The sequence below is a fragment of the Pedobacter frigoris genome (assembly GCF_005116445.1).
GTDB lineage: Bacteria > Bacteroidota > Bacteroidia > Sphingobacteriales > Sphingobacteriaceae > Pedobacter > Pedobacter frigoris.
The window spans coordinates 119,863-142,823 of sequence record NZ_SWBQ01000006.1; the positions used below are offsets into that span (position 1 = coordinate 119,863).

Annotated in this window: 15 protein-coding genes; all 15 read left to right on the top strand. The window is 41.6% G+C overall.

From position 1 onward, the window contains the following. Window positions 1-40: 40 nt before the first annotated feature. The 15 genes from FA047_RS18410 to FA047_RS18480 all read left to right on the top strand — a co-directional run bounded on the left by FA047_RS18410 (window position 41) and on the right by FA047_RS18480 (window position 22,960). Window positions 41-1,654 carry a Na+/H+ antiporter gene (locus FA047_RS18410; protein ID WP_136837563.1) on the top strand — a complete coding sequence of 538 codons (1,614 nt, stop codon included), beginning with the start codon at window positions 41-43 and terminating at the stop codon, window positions 1,652-1,654. Window positions 1,655-1,757: 103 nt separating this feature from the next. Beyond that, complete coding sequence (locus tag FA047_RS18415) at window positions 1,758-2,453, top strand: FadR/GntR family transcriptional regulator (protein ID WP_136837564.1); 696 nt, start codon at window positions 1,758-1,760, stop codon at window positions 2,451-2,453. A 245-nt stretch (window positions 2,454-2,698) separates the two neighbouring features. Further along, complete coding sequence (locus tag FA047_RS18420) at window positions 2,699-3,292, top strand: RNA polymerase sigma factor (protein WP_136837565.1); 594 nt, start codon at window positions 2,699-2,701, stop codon at window positions 3,290-3,292. 66 nt (window positions 3,293-3,358) lie between these two features. Further along, on the top strand, window positions 3,359-4,549 hold the full coding sequence (locus FA047_RS18425) for a FecR family protein (RefSeq protein ID WP_136837566.1): 1,191 nt from the start codon (window positions 3,359-3,361) through the stop codon (window positions 4,547-4,549). 174 nt (window positions 4,550-4,723) lie between these two features. Next, window positions 4,724-8,368, top strand: coding sequence for a SusC/RagA family TonB-linked outer membrane protein (locus tag FA047_RS18430; RefSeq protein ID WP_136837567.1), 3,645 nt, complete (start codon window positions 4,724-4,726; stop codon window positions 8,366-8,368). 12 nt (window positions 8,369-8,380) lie between these two features. Then, window positions 8,381-9,835 carry a RagB/SusD family nutrient uptake outer membrane protein gene (locus FA047_RS18435; RefSeq protein WP_136837568.1) on the top strand — a complete coding sequence of 485 codons (1,455 nt, stop codon included), beginning with the start codon at window positions 8,381-8,383 and terminating at the stop codon, window positions 9,833-9,835. Window positions 9,836-9,871: 36 nt separating this feature from the next. Then, window positions 9,872-10,744 carry a substrate import-associated zinc metallohydrolase lipoprotein gene (locus FA047_RS18440; RefSeq protein ID WP_136837569.1) on the top strand — a complete coding sequence of 291 codons (873 nt, stop codon included), beginning with the start codon at window positions 9,872-9,874 and terminating at the stop codon, window positions 10,742-10,744. A 26-nt stretch (window positions 10,745-10,770) separates the two neighbouring features. After that, on the top strand, window positions 10,771-11,733 hold the full coding sequence (locus tag FA047_RS18445) for a DUF4302 domain-containing protein (RefSeq protein WP_136837570.1): 963 nt from the start codon (window positions 10,771-10,773) through the stop codon (window positions 11,731-11,733). A gap of 153 nt (window positions 11,734-11,886) precedes the next feature. Further along, the gene (locus tag FA047_RS18450; RefSeq protein WP_136837571.1) at window positions 11,887-12,561 is read left to right on the top strand and encodes a competence protein CoiA family protein; all 675 of its coding nucleotides are present in this window, start codon (window positions 11,887-11,889) and stop codon (window positions 12,559-12,561) included. A gap of 87 nt (window positions 12,562-12,648) precedes the next feature. Then, complete coding sequence (locus FA047_RS18455) at window positions 12,649-13,065, top strand: hypothetical protein (protein ID WP_136837572.1); 417 nt, start codon at window positions 12,649-12,651, stop codon at window positions 13,063-13,065. Between the two features lie 184 nt (window positions 13,066-13,249). Then, window positions 13,250-15,865, top strand: coding sequence for a glycoside hydrolase family 78 protein (locus FA047_RS18460; protein WP_136837573.1), 2,616 nt, complete (start codon window positions 13,250-13,252; stop codon window positions 15,863-15,865). A gap of 24 nt (window positions 15,866-15,889) precedes the next feature. Further along, entirely contained in the window at window positions 15,890-18,574 is a 2,685-nt protein-coding gene (locus FA047_RS18465) for an alpha-L-rhamnosidase (RefSeq protein WP_205943349.1), read from the top strand. A 15-nt stretch (window positions 18,575-18,589) separates the two neighbouring features. Next, window positions 18,590-19,621 carry a GntR family transcriptional regulator gene (locus tag FA047_RS18470; RefSeq protein WP_136837574.1) on the top strand — a complete coding sequence of 344 codons (1,032 nt, stop codon included), beginning with the start codon at window positions 18,590-18,592 and terminating at the stop codon, window positions 19,619-19,621. A gap of 115 nt (window positions 19,622-19,736) precedes the next feature. Further along, entirely contained in the window at window positions 19,737-20,816 is a 1,080-nt protein-coding gene (rhaT, locus tag FA047_RS18475; protein ID WP_136837575.1) for an L-rhamnose/proton symporter RhaT, read from the top strand. Window positions 20,817-20,839: 23 nt separating this feature from the next. After that, window positions 20,840-22,960, top strand: coding sequence for a bifunctional aldolase/short-chain dehydrogenase (locus tag FA047_RS18480; protein WP_136837576.1), 2,121 nt, complete (start codon window positions 20,840-20,842; stop codon window positions 22,958-22,960). Window position 22,961: the final 1 nt, after the last annotated feature.

The window sequence follows — 22,961 nt, forward strand, 5'->3', positions numbered from 1 at the left end:
TACAAGCTATATTAAAAACGTTACAACGCATCTATCTACTATGTTTCAGGAGAATATACTTTTTATACTCGTGCTGCTTTTTGCAACTTTTATGCTGATCATGCTCGCGCAAAAGCTCAAAATATCCTATCCGATCTTTTTAGTACTTGCAGGTTTGGCCATCAGCTTCATCCCCGGAGTGCCGGTTATCGAAATTGAACCTGAATTGATCTTCGTGATCTTCCTGCCCCCCTTATTGTATGAAGCTGCATGGTATACCTCATGGAATGATTTCTGGAAGTGGAGGAGGCCGATAGCGATGCTGGCTTTTGGGCTGGTATTTTTTACCTCAGTTATTGTTGCTTATGTTTCATCATCTATGATACCGGGATTTACGCTGGCACTCGGGTTTTTACTCGGAGGGATTATATCACCGCCTGATGCGGTAGCGGCGACTTCGGTATTGAAGAATGTGAAAATACCGGGACGGCTTACCACGGTACTGGAGGGAGAAAGCCTGATCAATGATGCCTCCAGTTTAATTGTTTTCCGATTTGCGGTAGTTGCTATCATCTCCGGAAAGTTTTCACTCGGGGAGGCTGTCGGACAGTTTTTCATAGCAGCGATCATGGGTGTGGTTATAGGTTTGGCCATAGCACATGTCATGTATGTGGTGCATCGGTTTTTGCCTACTACGCCAAGCATAGATACCTCACTGACGCTAATGTCACCGTATTTTATGTACATCGCTGCAGAACATTTTCATTATTCGGGAGTGATGGCGGTAGTAGCCGGAGGGTTATTTTTGTCCTACCGGTCGCACGAGATATTTTCGCATAGCAATTCCAGGATTCAGGCGGTAGGCGTATGGGCAACTGTAGGTTTTGTTTTGAATGGTCTCGTGTTTATTCTCATTGGACTGGAACTCCCCGTTGTGATTGAAAATCTGGGTGACTATTCTATTGCAGAAGCCATAAAATATGGGCTGATCATCAGTTTGATTACCATATTGGTGAGGCTGGTTTATGTCCTTCCGATCGCCTATGTGCCCAAGTGGCTGGGGAATACTAAACGTATGGATCCGCAAAATCCGCTTTGGAAAGGTCCTTTGATTGTGGGCTGGGCCGGTATGCGTGGGGTTGTTTCCCTTGCATCGGCATTGTCGGTTCCTCTTTTACTTAAAAATGGTGAAGCATTCCCGCATCGCAACCTGATCTTGTTCATCACATTTATTGTGATTTTAGTTACACTCGTATTTCAGGGGCTGACCTTACCATTGATCATTAAATGGATCAAAATAAAAGATATCGAGGATTTCCCACCTTCAGGAGAGCAGGAAGCTGCGATAAAAGTTCGTTTAATGCGGACTGCACTTAAACGGTTAAATGAAAGATATTCATTGGAGGCAAAAGATAACGAGTTGATAGGTTTTCTAAAAAGGCAGCTTGAAAGTGACGCTATACTTATCAATGAAAGGCTGGAATCACTGGAGTGTGTGGATACAGAGAAAGAGGAAATTGAACTTTATAACCATGTATTGCTGGATCTTTACGAAGTACAGAGGAAAGAACTTTTTGCCATTCGCCGCGAGCGGACATTCAATGATGAGGAAATTCGCAGACAGGAATATCAGCTTGATTTTGAAGAGGCAAAAATTACAGGAGCTTCCCATTGATGTTTTTTTATGTAACACATAATAGACTCGGGATTTTGTTCGATATTTGCATTACATTATATTTGAAAAGTACGTCAGCACATTGACGATTAAATTTATACAAATGGAGTTACTAGAATCTATCAGGCAGGTTGACACAAGTTCTTTAGTAGACCGTGTTGAGGCAAATCTTGTGGAGCTGCTGCAGGTACGGAAATTGAAGGTGGGGGATAGCATACCAACAGAATTAGAACTTAGCACTTCACTTGGTGTAAGCCGAACGGTGGTTAGGGAAGCATTATTGCGTCTGAGGATGATGGGCCTGATAGAAACCAAAAAGAAAAAAGGTACTGTGATTACCAGTCCTGATTTATTTGCAATTCTAGGCAAGAGCATGAATCCGCATATCCTGGATCAGGAGACCTTAAAAGAGATTTTTGAAATTAGATTGGTACTGGAAATAGGTATGGCCGATTTCCTGTTTAGCCACATTACTCCTGAAGATATCAAAGAACTGAAGGAAATTGTAGAAAATGAGCCGGAGACTGCAAAAGATTATATTTTTGACATTGATCATGAAATTGCTTTCCACGGGAAACTTTACGAGATTACGGGCAATCAGACATTAAAGAAATTTCAAAGAATGTTGCTGCCTGTTTTTGATTTTGTAAACAACAGCGGACTCCTGAAAAAGAATGTAACCCTCAACAAATTTGTATCCCATAAAGGTTTGGTAGATATTTTAGAGAATGGTTCTCCTGAGCTTTTCAGAAACGCCATGCGTAATCATCTGGAAAATCATTTTCAACGAATCCTGTAAGAACTAATTACACTTAAATCCTTTTTTCGGCAAACCAGGGATGGTCTTCCCTGGCCTTGTTTTGACATCAGTTTTGAATTTTCTCCATCTTAAAAAATAACTTATATTTGACAGTGTGAATTAGATTTACATCTATCACCTCGTCATATAGTTAGCTCTTTTTCATTTGTCTGTACTGATCTTGTGGAATTGATGTTCCTGATAATAGTATAATTTGATAGAGAAGCTTAAGAAATAACTCTTATATGGATAAAAATATTCCGGCTATAGATTTTGAAATGCTTATAAAACTAAAGGCTGGAGACAATGCTGCCTTTGATTTTTTTTATAAGCAATACAGAGCCCGGATCTATTCAAATATCCTCAAAATGCTAAAATCTCCCGAACTTGCTTCCGATGTTTTGCAGGAAGTATTCGTGAGTCTATGGAACAACAGGAACTCTATAGATCCTGAACAATCATTTGATAACTATATTCTTCGTATCGCACAAAATAAAGTATATGATTTTTTCAGGAAAGCTTCAAGGGATAAAAAGCTGGCGGAAAAACTCATTGCGTTATCGGTAGGAGATGAGTATAATCCAATAGAAGAGGGCCTGCATTTAAAATGGAATTTAAGTCTTTTAGAAAAAGAGATCGAATTATTGCCTCCAAAATGTCGTGAAGTCTTTAAATTGTGTAAAGTTGAAGGTAAAAGCTATAATGAAGTAGCAGAATTGTTAAACATCTCTACCGCGACAGTCAATAACCATATCGTAAAAGCGACACGGATCTTAAAGAAGAATCTTTCGAGCATAGATTTAATGGTGATTTTGTTTTTATTTACCATGGCTAAATAAAAATATCATATCAGAGTAGTTGCTTTTTCTCTGACGAGCGTATATGCTTAAAAGAGAGAAGAACAAATGAAACAAAGCACCCAATTATTTAATCGCTATCTTAACAACGAATGTACTCCGGAGGAAGTAAGTGCTTTAATTGCACACTTTGGAGGCCAGCAAGATAATGAGGAATTGAAACTGCTGATTCTGGAAGAATTAAAAGGAGGGGTGCCTGAAAATTTTGAACAACGACCAGAAGTAATAGCAGTTTTTAACCAGACTGATGCTTACCTGAAAAATCAGCTTTTTACAGAAAAACGGTCAAGCGTTCTTCCGCTATTTGTAAAGTATGCTGCTGCAGCCTGTCTTGCAGGAATGGTTTTCTTTTCTGTGTATTTTTACATTCAATATAACAAGCCTAAAAACATCGTAAATCAACTGAGCAGTGTAAATGATGCACAGCCGGGAACAAATAAGGCTGTTCTGACTTTAGCAGATGGAACTTCCGTGGCACTAGGTGGTGCAAATGATCACACAGTACTCAATGATGCCGGTATAAAAATAAAGCGTACAAAAGACGGTACGCTTGTTTATGAAGCAGGTGCTGTCGCAAATGATGGTGAAACTAAATACAACCAGTTGACCACTCCTAAAGGCGCGCAATACGAAATCATATTACCTGATGGAACAAGAGCGTGGCTCAATGCTTCTTCTTCATTGCGTTATCCGCTAGCTTTTAATGGGGAGGAAAGAAGAATTCAACTCAGGGGAGAAGGGTACTTTGAAGTAGAAAAAGTAGTCAGGAATGGAAATCACATTCCCTTCTTTGTAGAAACACCAACTCAGATCGTACAGGTTTTAGGTACGGAGTTTAACATCAGCGCTTATGAGGATGATGAATTGGTGCGGACAACCCTGATTTCGGGCAAAGTTAATGTGCAGGAACGTTCGGGTAAAAGTAATAAAGTCCTTAGTCCGGGGGAACAATCCATCCTTTCACGAAACAACAACCTGCAAGTGGTGAAAACCAATGCTGAAAATGCAAGGGCCTGGAAAAATGGGAATTTCGTATACGAGGACATGTATTTAAAGGATATCCTGAAACAATTGTCGAGATGGTATGATGTAGACGTAGATTATACGCAAGTTCCTCAAACCCGTTACAACATGATGATCTCGAGAAAAGAGACCCTGCAAAGTGTATTAAACATGCTGAGAAAAACAGGAAATATTAAATTTCAATTGGTCAACAACGTGATAAAAACTTCCAGCTAGCATAATTTTGAATCAATTAACTAACCTAACCAACTAAACCAACGCTTATGTAATACGAATGTACTACCCTTAAAAAACTAAACCGATTGCGCGGCAACGCAACCGGTTATGATGAAGGCAACGGATCATCAATCAACGAAGAGTTAACCTATTACCTTACAACTAAACAAACATATGAATTTAATTGTTCAGCGCAAGCTATTGCTCCGCCTATGGAAGCATTTTTTACTTGTTAAAGACTTCACCACCAAATTTTCACTAGCCATGAAATTAACTGCTCTTTTAATAGTTATAGCAAGTTTGCAGATCTCGGCTAAGTCATTCTCTCAGAAGATTACCATTTCGGTAAAGAACACTCCACTGAAAGAAGTATTGCAGGAAATCAGAAAGCAAAGTGGTTACAAACTTGTTTACAATACCGATTTACTGAGTCAGGCCCGACCAGTAAGCATGTCTGTGCAGGAAGCATCTTTAAATGAGACGCTCAATAAAGCGATGACGAACCAGCCATTTTTATTTGAGATCGAAGGAGAAACCATTTTAATCAATCCCCGAATCCCTAAAGTCAGCAACTTGGCAAAGGCTGTGCAACAGGTAGTGATCACGGGTAAGGTTACCGACGGTAAAAATCCTTTGGCAGGCGCTACGGTAAGTGAGAAAAATACAACAAATGTGACCAAAACTAATGCTGAGGGTCAGTTTTCTTTGAAAATAGATAAAGCAGGTGCGACATTGGTGGTCAGCTATATTGGTTTTAACAAACGCGAGATTCCCGCTGCCACTACTTTTATGAATATCGTTTTAGATGGCGGCGACTTAAACCTCGGAGAGGTAGTCGTTACCGGTTATCAGAAAGTAGATAAAAAGACATTTACAGGGTCTATAAGCCAGGTTGATAAAGAAATTGTCAACCGTTCAGGCTATACCGATGTTTCCAGAATGCTGCAGGGTGCTGCGGCGGGTGTAAGTGTGGAGAATGTGTCCGGTACTTTTGGAGCAACTCCAAAGATCAGGATCAGGGGTAATGCATCTATCAGTGCCAATCAGGAACCATTGTATGTGATCAACGGGGTGCCTATTGCTTCACCGGCAAACGTCAATGTGAGCCAGCTGTATTCAGGAGATCCTGCGTCGTTGCTTGGTTCAGCTATTGCCGGATTGAGTGCTGCCGATATTGAAGACATTTCTATTTTGAAAGATGGATCTGCAACAGCATTGTATGGCACAAGAGCAGCTAACGGTGTAATCTCCATCACCACCAGGAAAGGAAAAAAGAATTCCAGTATGATCAATTTCAGTACGGCATATACCATTGGTGTTAAACCAAATATCAATGAATATAACGTCATGAACTCTGAGCAATCTATGGATCTTTCCTATGATTTATACAATTACGGATACCTTTCAGTGCTGAACTATCCATCTACAACAGGTGCTTTTACTGATGCTTATATGAAATACGCATCAAACATGATCACTAAAGACCATTACAATGCAACGCTAAACAGGGCCCGTTCTGTAAATACAGATTGGTTTGATGTGTTGTTTAAAAATAACCTGTTACAGGAACACAGTTTATCATTCTCTGGTGGTGGTGATAAGGCTACCTATTATTTATCAGGTAGTTATGCCGGCGATAATGGATCGGCTATAGGATACAACATGAAAAGGTACACAACGGATTTTCGTTTAAACCTAAACATTACCAGGAATTTTGATATTGATTTTAATGTGAATGCCTCATTGCGTAACCAGTTATCGCCAGGAACATTTAACAGTACACAGACCAATTTCGAGACAACCCGCTCTTTTGAGCTGAACCCGGCAACATACGCATCTACTACCAGCAGAGCCATGTCACCATATGATGAAAATGGGAATCCACAGTATTATCTGCGTAGTTATGCTCCTTTTAATATTCTGGAAGAACTTAAAGAGAATTTCAATACTCTGAAATCACAGGACATCAGGTTCTCTTTGAAGCCAACTTACAAGATCAGCAATACGCTTACTTTTGAGACGCTTTTGTCTGCCAGAAAAACCACAGCTAAATACGATCATGTAATCACAGAATATTCAAACGTGGCAAATGCATATCGTGTGGCGACCAATGATAAATTAAGAGAGGCAAATTCACTGTTGTATAAAGATCCATCAGATCCGAATTCAATTCCGGAAACTATTCTGCCACGTGGTGGTATACTTGATGCCCGCAACAACGATGGTAATTTCCTTTATATGAGGAATACCTTAAGTCTGAAAGAAAGCTGGAACAACAAACACAATCTGAATGTTTTTGGAGGTTTTGAAATCAGCTCAGATAGAACAAACAGTAATTTTACCCGTGGATATGGTTACCTGTATTACGGTGGTAAGATTGTTTCACCGAGTGTTCTGGCACTCAAGAGAGCTATAGAACGTGATGAAAGACTTTATACAGAAGGTTTTACCCAGGAGAACAGAACAGCTTTGTTTGTGTCTACCCAATATAGCTTTGACAACAAGTACAATGTGGAGCTTGCAGGCAGGGTAGATGGTAATAACATGTTTGGAAGAAGAACTCAAACCCGCTTCCTGCCTAACTACAGTGCAGGTGTTTCCTGGAATGTTGACCGCGAAAATTTCTTCCGCGCCATCAATACCTCAGGAAAAATAGATTTTCTGAAACTGCGTGCCAGTTATGCTTTGCGTGGTAATGCTTACCAGTCGTCGCCAAACATCAATGCTAATTTTGTGAATTTAAACCGTCCGGATGTGATCAACAGTGAGATCGGGATCAGGATATTTGCCCCTGAATTGTACAGCTTAAGCTGGGAAAAAGATTATATCGCCAATATTGGTTTAGAAGCAGGATTATTTAATAAACTGACTATTGCTGCGGAATACTATTCAAGAAACAACAATCAGCTGATCAAAGAAAGCACAGTTGGCTATGAAGATGGGTTTCCGACCAAGACCATCAACTGGGCATCGATGCGCAACAGAGGGGTTGATATTACCTTGGGTATAAGAGACATCGTGGCTACCAAAGATTTTAAGTGGAATGCCAATGTGATCTACGGATATGTAAAAAATACCATGACAGAAGGAGACGTATTCTCTCCATTGCTAACTGAGAAAACTAAACCTGAAGGATATGGGACTATCGGCAAGCCATTATATGGCCTGTATGCCTATCGTCTGGCCGGATTGGATGCCAATGGACAACCTTTGTTCTATGATGGTAAGACTGGTAAAACAACCGATAATATACAACTTTCCAGCACAAATGATTCCTTGATTACTTATATGGGGTCAAGACAACCTACTACAACAGGGTCACTGACAAATACTTTTAGTTATAAATCGATGGAATTAAGAGTATTCCTGACCTATAGCTTAGGAAACAAAGTGTTCAGGTCACCAATGGTCAACCGTGTCTACAACGATAACCTTGCAGCATCTCAGGATATTGATGCCCGCTGGCGTACTGCCGGTGATGAAAACCTGACCAATATACCAGGTTTGGTATCAAGCATTCAGAACGCATATTTTACTTCTGCATTTATTCAGAATGAATTTGCCTATAACCGCAGTGATGCGATGGTAACCAGTGCCAATGTATTACGCTTAAGTGAGGTGATGCTTTCTTATAATTTAGGAAGTAAGCTTTTGCAGAAGACTCCTTGGGTGAAAAGTGCGAGATTGATGTTTTCTGCAAATAACGTCCATTTCTGGGCGAGTGGGAAGTTGCGTGGTGTAGATCCTCAGACCTTGATTACCGGGGTGAGTTTACCAAATCCAAGAAGTTATACATTAAGATTAATGGCACAGTTTTAAAAATATATCAAGATGAAACTATTGAATACAAAAAATATTATAGCCTCATTGTTAACCGTGCTTGCATTGTGTTCATCAGGCTGCAAAAAATTTACAGAAAAACCTTATGACAACAGGATAGATCTTCAATTTACGGAACACTATCAGCAAATATTAGTGGATGCTTATCCGGCCAGACAAGAGATGTTTACAGACATCCTGACTGACGATTATGAGTACCATGCTAACCTTGCGCAGGCATCTATGACGAGTTATTTCCTGCCGATATACCTTTACAAAGATGAATATCCGGATAACGGTTTTACCAATCCTGATGTAGCTTATCGTGAGTTTTATGCAAAGATATACCGTACGAACATAGCCATACATGGTGTAGGGTCATCTACGCGTGGATCTGAGGAGTTTAAAGCTGCCGTAATGGGGGAGGCATTGGTCTTAAGAGCATATTGCCATTTTATGTTGGTCAATCTATTCGGTAAGCATTACAATGAAGCTACAGCTGCTACGGATCTCGGCGTGCCTATTGTTCTGGAGGTAAACGAGGATAATGTTAAGAAATATCCAAGATCCACTGTCAAAGAGGTATATACCCAAATAGAAAAGGATGCAACAGAAGGTATCGCATTAATGGAAAAAGGTGCTGCTTTTGCGCCGAAGAATCCATATCATTTTTCGGTAATCAGTGCCAATGCATTCATGAGTCGTTTAAAATTATATAAAGGCGACTGGTTAGGAGCTATAAAGCACAGTGATGCAGTCATTGCACAAAAAGGACGTATCGTAAGAGACCTGGCTACAGATCTGACAGTAATTACGGCCAATGGTATTCAAACCTTCACTGTAAAATACATGGATCCGACTACGCACCCAAGTATCCTGATGAATTATTATTCGGCTACCAACTTGAGTTTCCTTGCCCCTACGGGATTTACCCGTTCCGGATTTTATGTGTCTGATTTCCTGACAACTTTATTGCCTACTACAGATTTAAGGAATAAGCTGACTTATCCGGTTGGAACAGTTATCGATAAAAGGGTTATGATCGCGAAATATGAAACACAACCAAACAATCCAAACAGCAATTTCAGAGCGTCTTACTTCTCTATGGAGGAAGTGCTTCTGAACAGGGCAGAGGCGGTATTGAGAAGTAACGGGACTATTGATGAAGCATTAAAGGATCTTGAAGTATTACTCAAATCACGGTATAGTCCATATACGGCACTTAATCCTGCTTCCTTTACCAATGAAACACTTTTAACTACAGTCTTGCTGGAACGTAGAAAAGAGTTCATAGGAGAAGGATTACGCTGGTTTGATGTGAAACGTTTAGGGATCAAGGTAGAACACCTGCTTGGCAGAGGTGAGGCACCCGCTGCGACACTGATGCCGAATGATTTAAGAACTGCATTACAGATTCCTTTGAAAGAAAGACAAGGAAATCCGGGTATTCAGTTGAACCCAAGATAGACCAATTTTTTAGTGTTGACATTTAAAAACATGAAAATGAAAAATATATATTTAATGGTGCTTGCGGTAATGTTTATTGCCAGTACCTTTATTACAGGCTGTAAAAAAGACGATGAAATCGTCGTTGAGGAGCTGATAGACTACACTGCGGTAAAAAAAGGGCCTTGGAATGGATTGGATAGTCTTACTGATACCATCTTTAAAAACTATGGGGTTAGGGTGTATTATGAATTCAATCCGAGGGTAATAGACCCAACTACTTTTTATGTGCCGCCTCAATATGATAAGGCCAAACTGTATACCAAATATGTGGTTGAAAAACTATGGCTTGAACCTCTGAAGAAGAACTTTCCTATGTTCTTCAACAATCAAAAACCTATTGAATTTTTAATTCTGGGTACTTACGTACACTTCAACTCCATTAGTTCGGGTACAGCAGCAGGTGCGGGCTTAAATGGTCAGTTTTATCGTCTGGGTATGGGTGGAGCTGATAAAATTGCCTATACCAAAGCGGGACTCAGAGATCATATGAATACACTTTTTCATGAACATGCGCACCAACTTGATCAGAAATTTGGTCGTGGCTATCTGTATGACAGGGTTTCTCAGGGAACTTATTACCAGTTGAATTACCTTAGGAAACCGGATAATACAACCAGAACAGATAATGATGCACAGTTGGATGGGTTTTTTACTCCTTACGGAGGTTTTGCGCCAGAAGAAGATTTTGCTACATCTGTAGAGTCTATGATCCGTTATTCAAAAGCGCAGATCCAAACCATAGTTGCCAAGAATCCTAAACTGGCTAACAAGTATCAGATGGTATATAAGTTTTACCTGGATAAAGGAATAGACTTGCATCAAATGCATGATATTTTGAATCAGGTAGCAAGTACTTTGCCATTGTAATGAGTTAAATTTTAAATGAACGAAAGATGAAAACAATATATAAAATCACTTTTTTTATCGCCATCATGGCGATGCTGGCCTCCTGCAAAAAGGATGAGTTGTTGGATGGAAGTCAGGCAAAAAGTCGTGCAAATGCCTTAGAAAAGGAATTCAAGACGCAATTGCACAATTCAAAAGATGGATGGGTATTATTCATCACCACTACCAATCCTGACATCAAAACAGCTGTGCCGCTTATTTTGAAATTTGATACTGCGTTAAACAAGGTAAGTGTCAAATCTATTTATGGCAATGAGGACAGGACTACCTACTTCAACATCTCGGCGGCTACCGGTATGCCGTTGTTTAGCTTTGCTACCGGATCTATTATTTCAGATATCTATGAAATAGGCGGTACCAACGTAACAGATTATTTCTTTAAGGTACTAAGCGTATCTAAAGACGTTATTGAATTGCAGTCTTATAGAAAAGGAACTGCCTCCGCAAGTGAAGGCGGTGCGATTTTTAGAATGGTGAAGAATGAGAATCTGCCATGGGTAAAAGACTGGGAGCAGGAGACTATTAAGCTATTTGCCCAGACACGTTTCTTTGGTTTTTACCTAAATGCAGAAATGACTTATGCCTCCGGAGATGTATTTACTCCGGCAAGGGTTTACTTTTTAAACCAGTCGGCAGGAAATGTTACATTTTTGAAAGCCAACTATCCAACCATCTCTAACAATAAAACAGTAGATGCAGTAACATTCGGATATGCACCGCCCGTGGGTGCTGCGCAGACTCCGCTCGCCATGATGGGTTACAATTCTATTTTTTATGAATCTACATTGTCATTTACACCTGCTTCATTATTTAGTACAGGACCTCAGGCCCTGATGAAGCTATTTAAAACGAACTATTTCCTGATTAGAAAAATCAACACCTCATCTATTGATGTATTTGCATTGGACAAAGACGGTAAAGAAATCATTACCGGGAAAATCAGTCTTTAACTAGGAAATACGCTCTAATATAGCCTCCTGTAGTTTTGTTGAGAACTACAGGAGGTTTTTTTCATCAAAATTCTGAGATTTTATAAAATATTTTGGACTGCTAAACAGATTAGTATAATTTTGTGTGCTGACTAAAATTATCAGTATTCTGTTATGGATTTCAATTCTTCCTTATTCTCTTCTACTGATGCATTGCAGGCTGGTCCTGAGCGAAGAGAAAAGCAGGTAATGCGATCCTTTGGAGAAACACCCTGGCACCGAAACTGGAAAAAAGTTTTTCCGCGTACTTTTCAGGAGGTAAGTTTTGTGGATAAAGGGTTAGGGAATTTGCATAGAGCAGATATATATACACCATGTGGCACAACCATTGAATTCCAAAACTCTCCTATTTGCATAGAAGAACTGGAAAGCAGGGAAGCATTTTATCCTAAACTCGTGTGGGTATTGAATGGAAAGAAGTTTAAAGGTTTCAGGATTCTGAAGCATTTGCCGAATGTAGATGATCCCCGGCTTGCAGGATACGAGTTTTGTCATGCCGACCATTTGTCTATGATCCGGAAAACAGACTTGCTCCATGGACACGAGAGGGCCAGACCGCTGAATTTTCACCATCCTGAATTGAGGGATATTTCCCTCACTTCTCATTATTATTCTTTTTGCTGGAAACATCCTCACAGGGTATGGTACCAGGCTAAATGTCCTATCATTGTGGATCTTGGTGGTCATTTTCTTTACCAGCTTAAGCAAAGGGCTCAATTGTCCGGAGATTATGCCTACCTGCATATGATCCCCAGAAAAGATTTTATTGACAGGTATATTAGTTTTTGAGAGAAAAATTCTGGTTTTAGATAGATGTTTGCGATTGGCTTGTAGCGTTTTAAATAGTTTTAACGTTTTGATGAAAACCAATAAAATATGAAAAAAATAGCGCTTTTATTATTGATGGGCACAGCCATGCTGTCCTGTAGAAAAGACAGAGAAAAATCTGATTGCAATAAGATGTGTACCCTTGACTATCGTTCAGTAGGTATAAGATTCGTCGACAAAAACGGCGCACCTACTGAAGTCACGGGCTTTAGTGTCGTTAACCAGAGAACAGGAGAAAAAGTATACGCCAGCTCCGCCGCGACGATCAATATGATAAAAGGAGGTTTTTTAGTGGCTGATGACGGAAATTTACGTAACCTGTCTGAAGCAGGAGATAATTTGAAAGTTACTGGTACTTCAGTAGAAACCAATCAGACCAAATCCGCTGTGCTTAAAATAAGCGGAGGCAAATGTGCCTGCCACATCGCCAAGCTTTCCGGGCCTGATCAGATTGCCTTTGATTAATCCACCTTTTTAATTATAGATTTATTTACAATGCAGACTGGAGCAAAAGGTTCAGTCTGCCTATTGTGGTAGCACAACAGGACAGTACATGACACCTGTTTGAAATATATTGCGGATACTAGTGGAATCCGAATATATTTAAACCATGATGAAACTGGCTACTCAAATACCCGTTAAAAGGTTAATGCAATTTGCAGTATTAGTACTGTTATCTGCAACTCATCTTCCTGTCTTTGCCCAAAAACTGGCATTGTACGACCTGAAGGTCGAATATCAGGACAACCCACTCAACATAGAAACACCTCAACCCAGATTGAGCTGGAAGCTCCGCACCGAAGTTAAAAATACGATGCAAACTTCCTATGAAATCAGGGTAGGTACTGACCTAAAAAATATAGGTGCCAACTGGAAGTCTTTAAAGTCGAGCGACCAGTCGGTGCATGTGCTTTATGAAGGAGCTGCATTGCAGCCTAAGACACGATATTATTGGCAGGTGCGGGTAAAAGACAATCATGGGAATACGTCTTCCTGGAGCGAGCCAAAGTTCTGGCAGATGGGCTTGAATAGTGCTGAATGGACTGCAAAATGGATCTCTGCTGATCAGGATACATCGAGAAAAAGTCCCTTATTCAGAAAGCAGTTCAATCTGGGCAAAACCCTGAAACATGCTATTGCTTACATTACAGCAAAGGGCTTGTATGAAGCTCAAATTAATGGTAAAAAGGTTGGTGACAGCTATTTTACGCCGGGCTGGACCAGCTATGCCAAGCGTTTGCAATATCAGACTTATGACATTACCGGGTTATTAAAAAAGGGCGACAACGCTATTGGTGTCACCCTGGGTGATGGCTGGTACAGGGGGTACATTGGCTTTGGCAATCAACGAAATTTTTATGGCAGTACCAGAGCTTTGCTTTTGCAGATTGAGCTGACTTATACCGATGGTACAAAACAAACCATCCAGACCGACGATAGCTGGAAAACCAGTTACGGGCCTATTTTATCTTCTGATATCTACAATGGTGAATATTATGATTCCACGTTAGAAAAGAATGGCTGGAATAGTACAGGGTATACTGAAGATACTTCATGGAAGCCTGTAAAAGTACTAAACGATGGAAAGAATGAGTTGGTGGGCATGGTCGGACCAACGGTGAAAAAACATGAAGAATTTAAAGTGTTAAAACTGATAAAGACGCCCAAAGGTGAAATAGTGGTTGATTTTGGACAGAACCTCGTAGGTTGGGTGAAGCTCAAAATTAAAGGTGCTGCCGGTACAAAGATTTTACTTAGTCACGCAGAGGTACTGGATAAAGCCGGGAACTTTTATACAGAGAATTTAAGGAGGGCAAAACAGCAAAATACTTACATCCTGAATGGAACTGAGCAAACATTAGAGCCTCATTTTAGCTTTCAGGGCTTTAGGTATGTAAAGATTGAGGGCTATCCCGGTCAGATAGATACTGCCGGTCTAACAGCCATTGCGATATATTCTGCTATGCAGCAAACAGGATCTTTCGTCACTTCCAATAAACTGCTAAACCAATTGCAGCGCAATATCCAGTGGGGACAAAAAGGCAATTTTGTTGATGTACCTACTGATTGTCCCCAACGCGATGAACGTCTGGGCTGGACAGGTGATGCACAGGCTTTTTACCGCACTGCAGCTTACAATATGGATGTAGCAGGCTTTTTTACCAAATGGCTGAAAGACCTCAAGGCGGACCAGCAACCCAATGGAAGCGTTCCGCATGTCATTCCGAATGTGCTTGGTGCAGGGGATGGAGGATCTGCCGGTTGGGCAGATGTATCTACTATCATTCCGTGGGATATGTATGTTGCCTATGGAGATAAACGTATCCTTGAAGAACAATATGAAAGCATGAAAGGCTGGGTAAATTACATGCAGGAAAAATCAAAGAACAACTTGTGGAACACTACCTGGCATTTTGGCGACTGGTTGTTTTATACACCAGATGATGATGTAGACGGTAGGGCGGCCGTGACAGATAAACACTTGATTGCACAGACTTTTTATGCACATTCTACACAGCTACTGCTCAATGCAGCAACAGTATTAGGTAAACAGGATGATATAGCGAAATACACCAAATTGCTGGCAGATGTGAAGGCCGCTTTTGTGGGTGAATACCTGACGCCAAATGGCAGGATGGTTTCAGGAACCCAAACAGCTTATGTTCTGGCTTTACAATTTGATATGCTGCCGGAAGCATTAAGGGCGCAGGCAGCTGAGCGACTGGCGAAAAATGTAAAAGATTATGGAAATCACCTGACAACGGGGTTTTTGGGAACACCGTACTTATGTCATGTATTGAGCAGGTTTGGTTATACCGATGTTGCCTACGATTTGCTAATGCAGGAGAGTTATCCTTCCTGGTTATATCCGGTAAAAATGGGTGCCACAACAATATGGGAAAGATGGGATGGGATTAAACCCGATGGCAGTTTCCAGAACGCAGGAATGAATTCTTATAACCATTATGCATACGGTGCTATCGGCGACTGGATGTACCGGACTATGGCCGGGATCAATTCTGAAGAAGCAGCACCCGGATATAAAAAGATTACCATAAAGCCACAACCTGGCGGTAAAATTGAAAGTGCCAGTGCGGAATTGATGACCAGCTATGGATTGGTAAAATCTGCATGGAAAATAGAGGGCGATTTGCTTAAACTGGATGTGGTGATCCCTCCAAATACCACTGCTTCGGTGATTTTGCCAGGAAAGCAGGCGCAGGAGTTCGGCTCTGGTAGCTATCACCTGGAAACAAAACGCTAACTTACCTTACAAAAAGAGATACTGATGAAACTTAATCTACTGAAACTATTTCGTTCCTGCGTGCTGATGCTGGTTGCCTTGCCCTTATCTGAAAAGGCTTATTCTTTTGCTGGTGCTAAGCCAATCGGCCTCCAATGTGAGCATCTATCTAATCCGATAGGAATAGATGCGAGGCAACCGCGGTTGTCCTGGAAACTAATGGATGATAGACAGGGAGCAAGACAAACAGCATACAAGTTAATCATCGGAACGGATTCGGTAGCGGTAACCAAAAAGAAAGGCAATGCCTGGGACTCAGGTAAATTGCTTTCCTCAAATAGTCTTGTCACTTATAATGGCAAGCCTCTGAGTCCTTTTACCAAATACTATTGGCTGGTGGAAGTGTGGGACAAGGACGGTAAGCCGGCTATAAATGCAGAAGTTTCCAGCTTTGAGACCGGGATGATGGAAATGAGCAATTGGAAAGGCAGCTGGATCAGTGACAGTCAGGATATCAATACCAAGCCCGCACCTTATTTCAGAAAGGTCTTTAGCGCAGAGAAAAAAATCAAATCTGCCAGGGCATATATTGCTTGCGGCGGATTATACGAACTGTATCTCAACGGCAGGAAAGTAGGCAATCACAGATTGGATCCGATGTATACCCGTTTTGACAGGCGTACGCTATATGTGAGCTATGATGTAACCGGTCAGCTGCAGAATGGCAAGAATGCCATGGGTGTATTGCTGGGCAATGGCTGGTATAACCATCAATCGACAGCAGTCTGGGATTTTCACAAAGCGCCATGGAGGAACCGTCCTGTATTTTGCCTTGATCTGAGGATTACCTATACGGATGGTTCTGTAGAAACCGTAACTTCAGGAAGAGAATGGAAAACAGCGCTGAGCCCAATCATTTTTAACAGTATTTATACGGCAGAGCATTATGACGCAAGGCTGGAGCAGAGCGGCTGGAATGTGGTTAACTTTGACGATACTAAGTGGAGAACATCTGTTCCAAGAACTGCACCATCTGATCAGATCGTTGCGCAGGTATTGCATCCGATAAGAAACGTAGAGACAATTCCGGCAAAGACAGTAAACAAGATTAATGATACAGCCTATGTTTTCGACCTTGGAAGAAATATATCTGGTGTAAGCCAGATTAAAGTTAGGGGTGAGGCGGGTACTGTAATCAGGTTGAAACATACAGAACGCCTGTATTCAAATGGACGTGCTGATATGTCTAACATCGACCAGCATTATCGCCCCGTTGGTGATAAGGACCCTTTTCAGACCGATATTTTTATTCTGAATGGCGCTGGAGAGGAATCTTTCATGCCTCATTTCAATTATAAAGGATTTCAGTATGTGGAAGTAACTGCGGATAAACCTATAAAACTAGATCAATCATCCTTAACCGGATATTTCATGCACAGTGATGTGCCCGTAGCCGGGAATATCAAATCTTCTAATCCTACGCTGGATAAGATTTGGCACGCGGCCAATAATTCATACCTGTCTAATCTCTTCGGATATCCGACAGATTGCCCACAAAGGGAAAAGAATGGATGGACGGGGGACGCGCATATTGCTGTAGAAACTGGATTGTACAACTTCGATGGTATCACCATTTATGAAAAATGGCTTGCCGATCATAGGGACGAGCAGCAACCAAACGGGGTGTTGCCGTCTATTATACCTACCGGTGGCTGGGGCTATGAATGGGGTAACGGGCCAGACTGGACGAGCACGATTGCCATCATTCCATGGAGTATTTATCAATATTATGGTGACGCAGGTATATTGACCAGTAATTACAAGAACATCAAGCGCTATGTGGATCACATCCAGGATATTGCTCCTTCGGGATTAACAGAATGGGGACTTGGCGACTGGGTGCCGGTAAGCACGAAACCTCCGGTTGAATTCACCTCATCGGTCTACTATTTTGTGGACGCTACGATACTGGCAAAGATCGCCGTAGTGCTAAATAAACCGGAGGATGCGAAGAAGTACCTGGCACTCGCTGAGAAGATAAGAGGGGCTTTCAATAAAAAATATTTAAATTCAGGTACGGGAATATATGGTACAGGGCTGCAAACAGAACTGAGCATGCCGTTGTACTGGGGACTGGTACCCGACTCGCTTAAATCTAAAGTAGCGGCCAACCTGGCAAAAAAAGTAGCTGATAGTCACAATCACATAGATGTTGGTTTGTTAGGGACGAAAGCCATTCTGAACGCACTCAGCGAAAATGGTTATGCAGACCTGGCTTATCAGGTTGCGGTTCAGGAAACCTACCCATCATGGGGATGGTGGATCGTAAACGGCGCTACCACGCTTTATGAAAACTGGAGAATTGATGCTAAAAGTGATATTTCTTTAAACCATATCATGTTTGGCGAAATAGGTGGCTGGTTCTTCAAAGGCATAGGCGGAATTAAAGTTGATGAATCAAAACCTGGATTTAAAAATGTTTTGCTACAGCCAAACTTTGTATCCGGTCTAAAGCATTTTGAAGCGAGTCATGACGGCCCTTATGGAAAGATCTTATCTTACTGGAAACGGGAAGGAAATCTGGTGATCTACACAGTAGCTATCCCTGCAAACTCCACGGCGACCTTAATGCCCCCATTAGAAAATGGAAGGAAAGTCTACCAACAGGGAAAGGTGATTTCAGGAAAAATGGAATTGAAAGCCGGTAAATACGAGTTTGAAATTAAATAATCTGTACTTTTAATCATGAAGCTGCCAGATTTTTTTGACTTTATTCATGTAGATGAATACTCGGCTACGCCCAAATATTTGCAGCTTTCCAATGCAATTATTAAGGCTGTAGAGCAAGGCCAGCTGAAAAAGGAAAGTCTGCTGCCATCAATCAATGAACTGAGTTTCAAACTGGAGATTTCACGGGATACAGCGGAGAAGGGATATAAGTACCTTAAAAAAATCGGTGTCATCAACTCCGTGCCCGGTAAGGGCTATTACATCTCAAAAAATGACATCAAGCGAAAGCTGAAGGTATTTCTGCTGTTTAATAAGCTGAGTGCTCATAAGAAGATTGTCTATGATGCTTTTATTGCTGCGCTGGGAGATGATGTTTCAGTAGATTTTTACATTTATAACAACGATTTTACCCTGTTTAAGCGGTTTTTAATAAACAGGAAAGAAGATTATTCTCATTATGTGATTATCCCTCATTTTATAGAAGGTGAGGAATATGCGAAAGACATTATCAATACCATTCCCAAGGACAAGTTAATTCTCCTTGATAAAAAGATACCGGGTATTGAAGGAGAATATGCCGCTGCTTATGAAAACTTTGAGAAGAATATTTATGATGCCCTGGAACAGGCGCGTACCCACCTTGGTAAGTACCATACCTTAAAGATCATTTTTCCAAAACGCAGTTACTTCCCTAAGGAAATACTCGAAGGCTTTCATCGCTTTTGTCAGCAATACGCATTTTCGCATAAGGTAGTAAACGACATTGCTGCAGAGCCGATCCTGGAGGGAGAAGTATTCATCAATCTGATGGAAGATGACCTGGTGACCCTTGTAGAGCGGATTGTGGGCATGAAGCTAAAGATTGGTAAAGATGTAGGTGTGATCTCTTACAACGAAACCCCTTTAAAAAAGATCATTCTGAATGGTATCACCACCATATCAACAGATTTTAAATTTATGGGAACGGTTGCTGCACAGCTGATCCTCGACAATTCCAAAAGGCATGTCGAAGTTCCTTTTTATTATACCAAAAGAGCTTCTATCTGATCCCGCTGTTTAAGGCGAAATAACATTGGTGCATCATGATAGTACATGACAGTTGATCGCTCCAACTTTCATAAATTAGGAATCATTATTCTAACCAAATATAAAGCTCAATCAAATGCAGGTAATTCTGGGTGTCATTTTTCATTTCATTGGCGGCTTCGCTTCCGGTAGTTTCTACATTCCCTATAAAAAAGTGAAGGGTTGGTCCTGGGAGAGTTACTGGATTGTGGGTGGAGTTTTTTCCTGGCTGATAGTACCACCGCTTGCGGCATACCTGACCATTCCTGGTTTCGGGGATATCATTGCCGCTACCGATGGAAAGATCATTCTGCTTACCTATTTCTTTGGCGTTTTGTGGGGTATAGGCGGATTGACTTATGGTCTGGGAGTACGCTATCTCGGTGTTTCACTGGGTAGTTCCATCATCTTGGGGCTGTGCTCGGTATTCGGGGCCCTGATCCCTTCAGTTTATTACAATTTTAACCCTATACCGGGCAAGGATAGTTTTTCAGATATGGTTGGCAGTTCATGGGGACAAATGGTACTGATCGGGTTGGTGGTTTGCGTAATTGGAATCATCATATGTGGTAAAGCCGGCGGAATGAAGGAAAAGGATCTGATTGCTGAAGGTAAAGGCGATCCTTCCAATAAAGAGTATAAACTGGGCCTTGGACTTACGGTATCTATCATATCTGGTATTCTGAGTGCTTGCTTTGCCTTTGGAATAGATGCGGGTAAAGATATGGCCCATCAGGCCAATGAAGTATGGAAAACTACGCATGCCGGAGCAGGTGAGTTCCTATTCCAGAATAATGTGACCTATGTGGTGATCTTATGGGGAGGCCTGACTACCAACCTGATCTGGTGCATGCTCCTCAATTTCCGGAACAAGACTTTCGGAGATTATACCAATAAAAAGACACCTCTGCTGGCCAATTATATCTTCTCAGCAATGGCAGGAATTACCTGGTTTTTACAGTTTTTTTTCTACGGAATGGGAGAGAGTAAACTGGGGAATGGGGCCAGCTCCTGGATACTGCACATGGCATTTATCATACTGATCGCCAATGCCTGGGGATTGGTGCTTAAGGAGTGGAGCGGGGTAAAGCGAAAAACACTTGTTACTATACTTGCAGGTATCGGAATTATTATCCTATCGGTACTTATAGTGGGATATGGAAATTCGATTAAATAAAACACATCAATTAATAATATTTTATGACTGCTAGGACAACCGATTTTAAACACGTAAGCTATCTGTGGGATGATGAACGGGCTGCGGCATTTGCTGGCGATGAGGTTGCATTGCTGATCTACCGTTCGAATTTACTGGGTGCAGATTTGCGTCTCACCAATTATGGAGGCGGAAATACTTCCTGCAAGGCAATGACGAGACATCCTCTGACTGGCGATGAGACTGAGGTAATGTGGGTGAAAGGTTCAGGAGGAGATATCGGTACGCTAACAAAAGACGGGCTAGCGGCCTTGTATGTAGACAGACTAAGGGACCTCAAAAATGTATACCGCGGATTGGCACATGAAGATGAAATGGTGGCACTCCTTAACCATTGTATTTATGATCTGCAATCTAAAGCACCATCCATAGATACACCATTGCATGGTTTGCTGCCTTTTAAACACATAGATCACCTGCATCCTGACGCAGCTATTGCTATTGCTGCGGCAAAAGATGGCGAACGGATTACGCAGGAGTTGTTTGGTGGAAGTATTGGCTGGGTACCATGGCAAAAGCCTGGATTTGAGCTCGGACTGATGTTGCGCAAGTGCCTGGATGAAAACCCGGGCATCAAAGGAATAATGCTGGGCTCTCATGGCTTGTTTACCTGGGGTGACACCGCATACGAGAGTTATATAAATACCCTTGAGGTTATAGAACAATGTGCTGAATACCTGGAGCAGAATTACGCAAAAAAAGGGCCTGTATTTGGCGGCCTGCGCCTGACAGATATGTCACAGGATTTGAGACAGCAACAGGCAGCAGCCATTGCCCCGGTATTGAGGGGGTTCTGTTCTAGTGAAAACCACATGATAGGCCATTTTACTGATGATGCCAGGGTAATGGAATTCATCAATTCCAATGATCTGGACAGGCTGGCCCCTTTGGGAACCAGTTGTCCAGATCATTTTTTAAGGACCAAGATCAATCCGCTGGTGCTGAATCTTAAACCTGATGAAGATCTGAGTGATGCAAAGTCCCTTAGAGAAAGACTAAGATCGGAATTTGAGGCCTACAGGAAAATGTATATCGAATACTATAATACCTGCAAACATGCGGACAGTCCTGCAATAAGAGACGCCAATCCGGTAATCATTTTGTATCCGGGCATAGGCATGTTTTCTTTCTCCAAGGACAAGCATACTGCCCGGGTAGCCTCCGAGTTTTATACCAATGCCATCAATGTGATGAAAGGGGCAGAAGCCATATCTGAGTATACTTCTTTACCTAGGCAGGAGGCGTTTAATATAGAATACTGGCTGTTGGAAGAGGCAAAGCTGCAAAGAATGCCTAAGCCAAAGCCACTCACAGGAAAGATTGCATTGGTAACCGGTAGTGCGGGCGGAATTGGTAAAGCTATAGCGAGAAAGTTTATCCAGGAAGGCGCCTGTGCAGTAATCAACGACAATGATGCCGGCAGACTAGAGAAAGCAGATGTGGATTTTAGAACAGAATTTGGAAGAGATGCCCATACCTCGGTACTGCTGGATGTGACCAGCGCTGAAAAAATCCGTAGTGCTTTTGATGCCGCTAGTCTTGCCTTTGGAGGAGTAGACATCGTAGTAAACTGTGCCGGAATTTCTATTTCGAAACCGATCGAAGAACATACAGAGAAAGATTGGGACTTACTGTATGACATTTTAGTGAAAGGACAGTTTTTAGTGACACAGACTGGGGTAGAAGTGATGCGTAAGCAGGATATAGGTGGAGATGTGTTGAATATTGTCAGTAAAAACGCCCTGGTGTCCGGACCGAATAATGCGGGTTACGGATCAGCCAAGGCGGCACAGCTTCATTTGAGTAGGTTAAATGCAGCTGAACTGGGGGCGGATCACATCCGTGTGAACACCGTAAATCCAGATGCCGTGATCTCTGATAGCAAGATTTGGGAAGGTGCATGGGCAGAAGGAAGGGCCAAAGCTTATGGAATTACTGTAGAAGAGTTGCCCGCTTTCTATGCAAAGCGTACCTTGCTAAATGAAATGATCCTGCCGGAAGATATTGCAAATGCTTGTTTTGCTTTTACAGGGGGGTTGCTGAATAAATCAACAGGTAATGTATTGAACGTGGACGGGGGTGTTGCCAATGCCTTTGTCCGTTAGA

Bases quoted from the DNA above. Each gene is read 5' to 3' on its own strand.
- FA047_RS18410 (WP_136837563.1), top strand. From the start codon at position 41: ATGTTTCAGGAGAATATACTTTTTATACTCGTGCTGCTTTTTGCAACT.
- FA047_RS18415 (WP_136837564.1), top strand. From the start codon at position 1,758: ATGGAGTTACTAGAATCTATCAGGCAGGTTGACACAAGTTCTTTAGTA.
- FA047_RS18420 (WP_136837565.1), top strand. From the start codon at position 2,699: ATGGATAAAAATATTCCGGCTATAGATTTTGAAATGCTTATAAAACTA.
- FA047_RS18425 (WP_136837566.1), top strand. From the start codon at position 3,359: ATGAAACAAAGCACCCAATTATTTAATCGCTATCTTAACAACGAATGT.
- FA047_RS18430 (WP_136837567.1), top strand. From the start codon at position 4,724: ATGAATTTAATTGTTCAGCGCAAGCTATTGCTCCGCCTATGGAAGCAT.
- FA047_RS18435 (WP_136837568.1), top strand. From the start codon at position 8,381: ATGAAACTATTGAATACAAAAAATATTATAGCCTCATTGTTAACCGTG.
- FA047_RS18440 (WP_136837569.1), top strand. From the start codon at position 9,872: ATGAAAAATATATATTTAATGGTGCTTGCGGTAATGTTTATTGCCAGT.
- FA047_RS18445 (WP_136837570.1), top strand. From the start codon at position 10,771: ATGAAAACAATATATAAAATCACTTTTTTTATCGCCATCATGGCGATG.
- FA047_RS18450 (WP_136837571.1), top strand. From the start codon at position 11,887: ATGGATTTCAATTCTTCCTTATTCTCTTCTACTGATGCATTGCAGGCT.
- FA047_RS18455 (WP_136837572.1), top strand. From the start codon at position 12,649: ATGAAAAAAATAGCGCTTTTATTATTGATGGGCACAGCCATGCTGTCC.
- FA047_RS18460 (WP_136837573.1), top strand. From the start codon at position 13,250: ATGCAATTTGCAGTATTAGTACTGTTATCTGCAACTCATCTTCCTGTC.
- FA047_RS18465 (WP_205943349.1), top strand. From the start codon at position 15,890: ATGAAACTTAATCTACTGAAACTATTTCGTTCCTGCGTGCTGATGCTG.
- FA047_RS18470 (WP_136837574.1), top strand. From the start codon at position 18,590: ATGAAGCTGCCAGATTTTTTTGACTTTATTCATGTAGATGAATACTCG.
- rhaT (WP_136837575.1), top strand. From the start codon at position 19,737: ATGCAGGTAATTCTGGGTGTCATTTTTCATTTCATTGGCGGCTTCGCT.
- FA047_RS18480 (WP_136837576.1), top strand. From the start codon at position 20,840: ATGACTGCTAGGACAACCGATTTTAAACACGTAAGCTATCTGTGGGAT.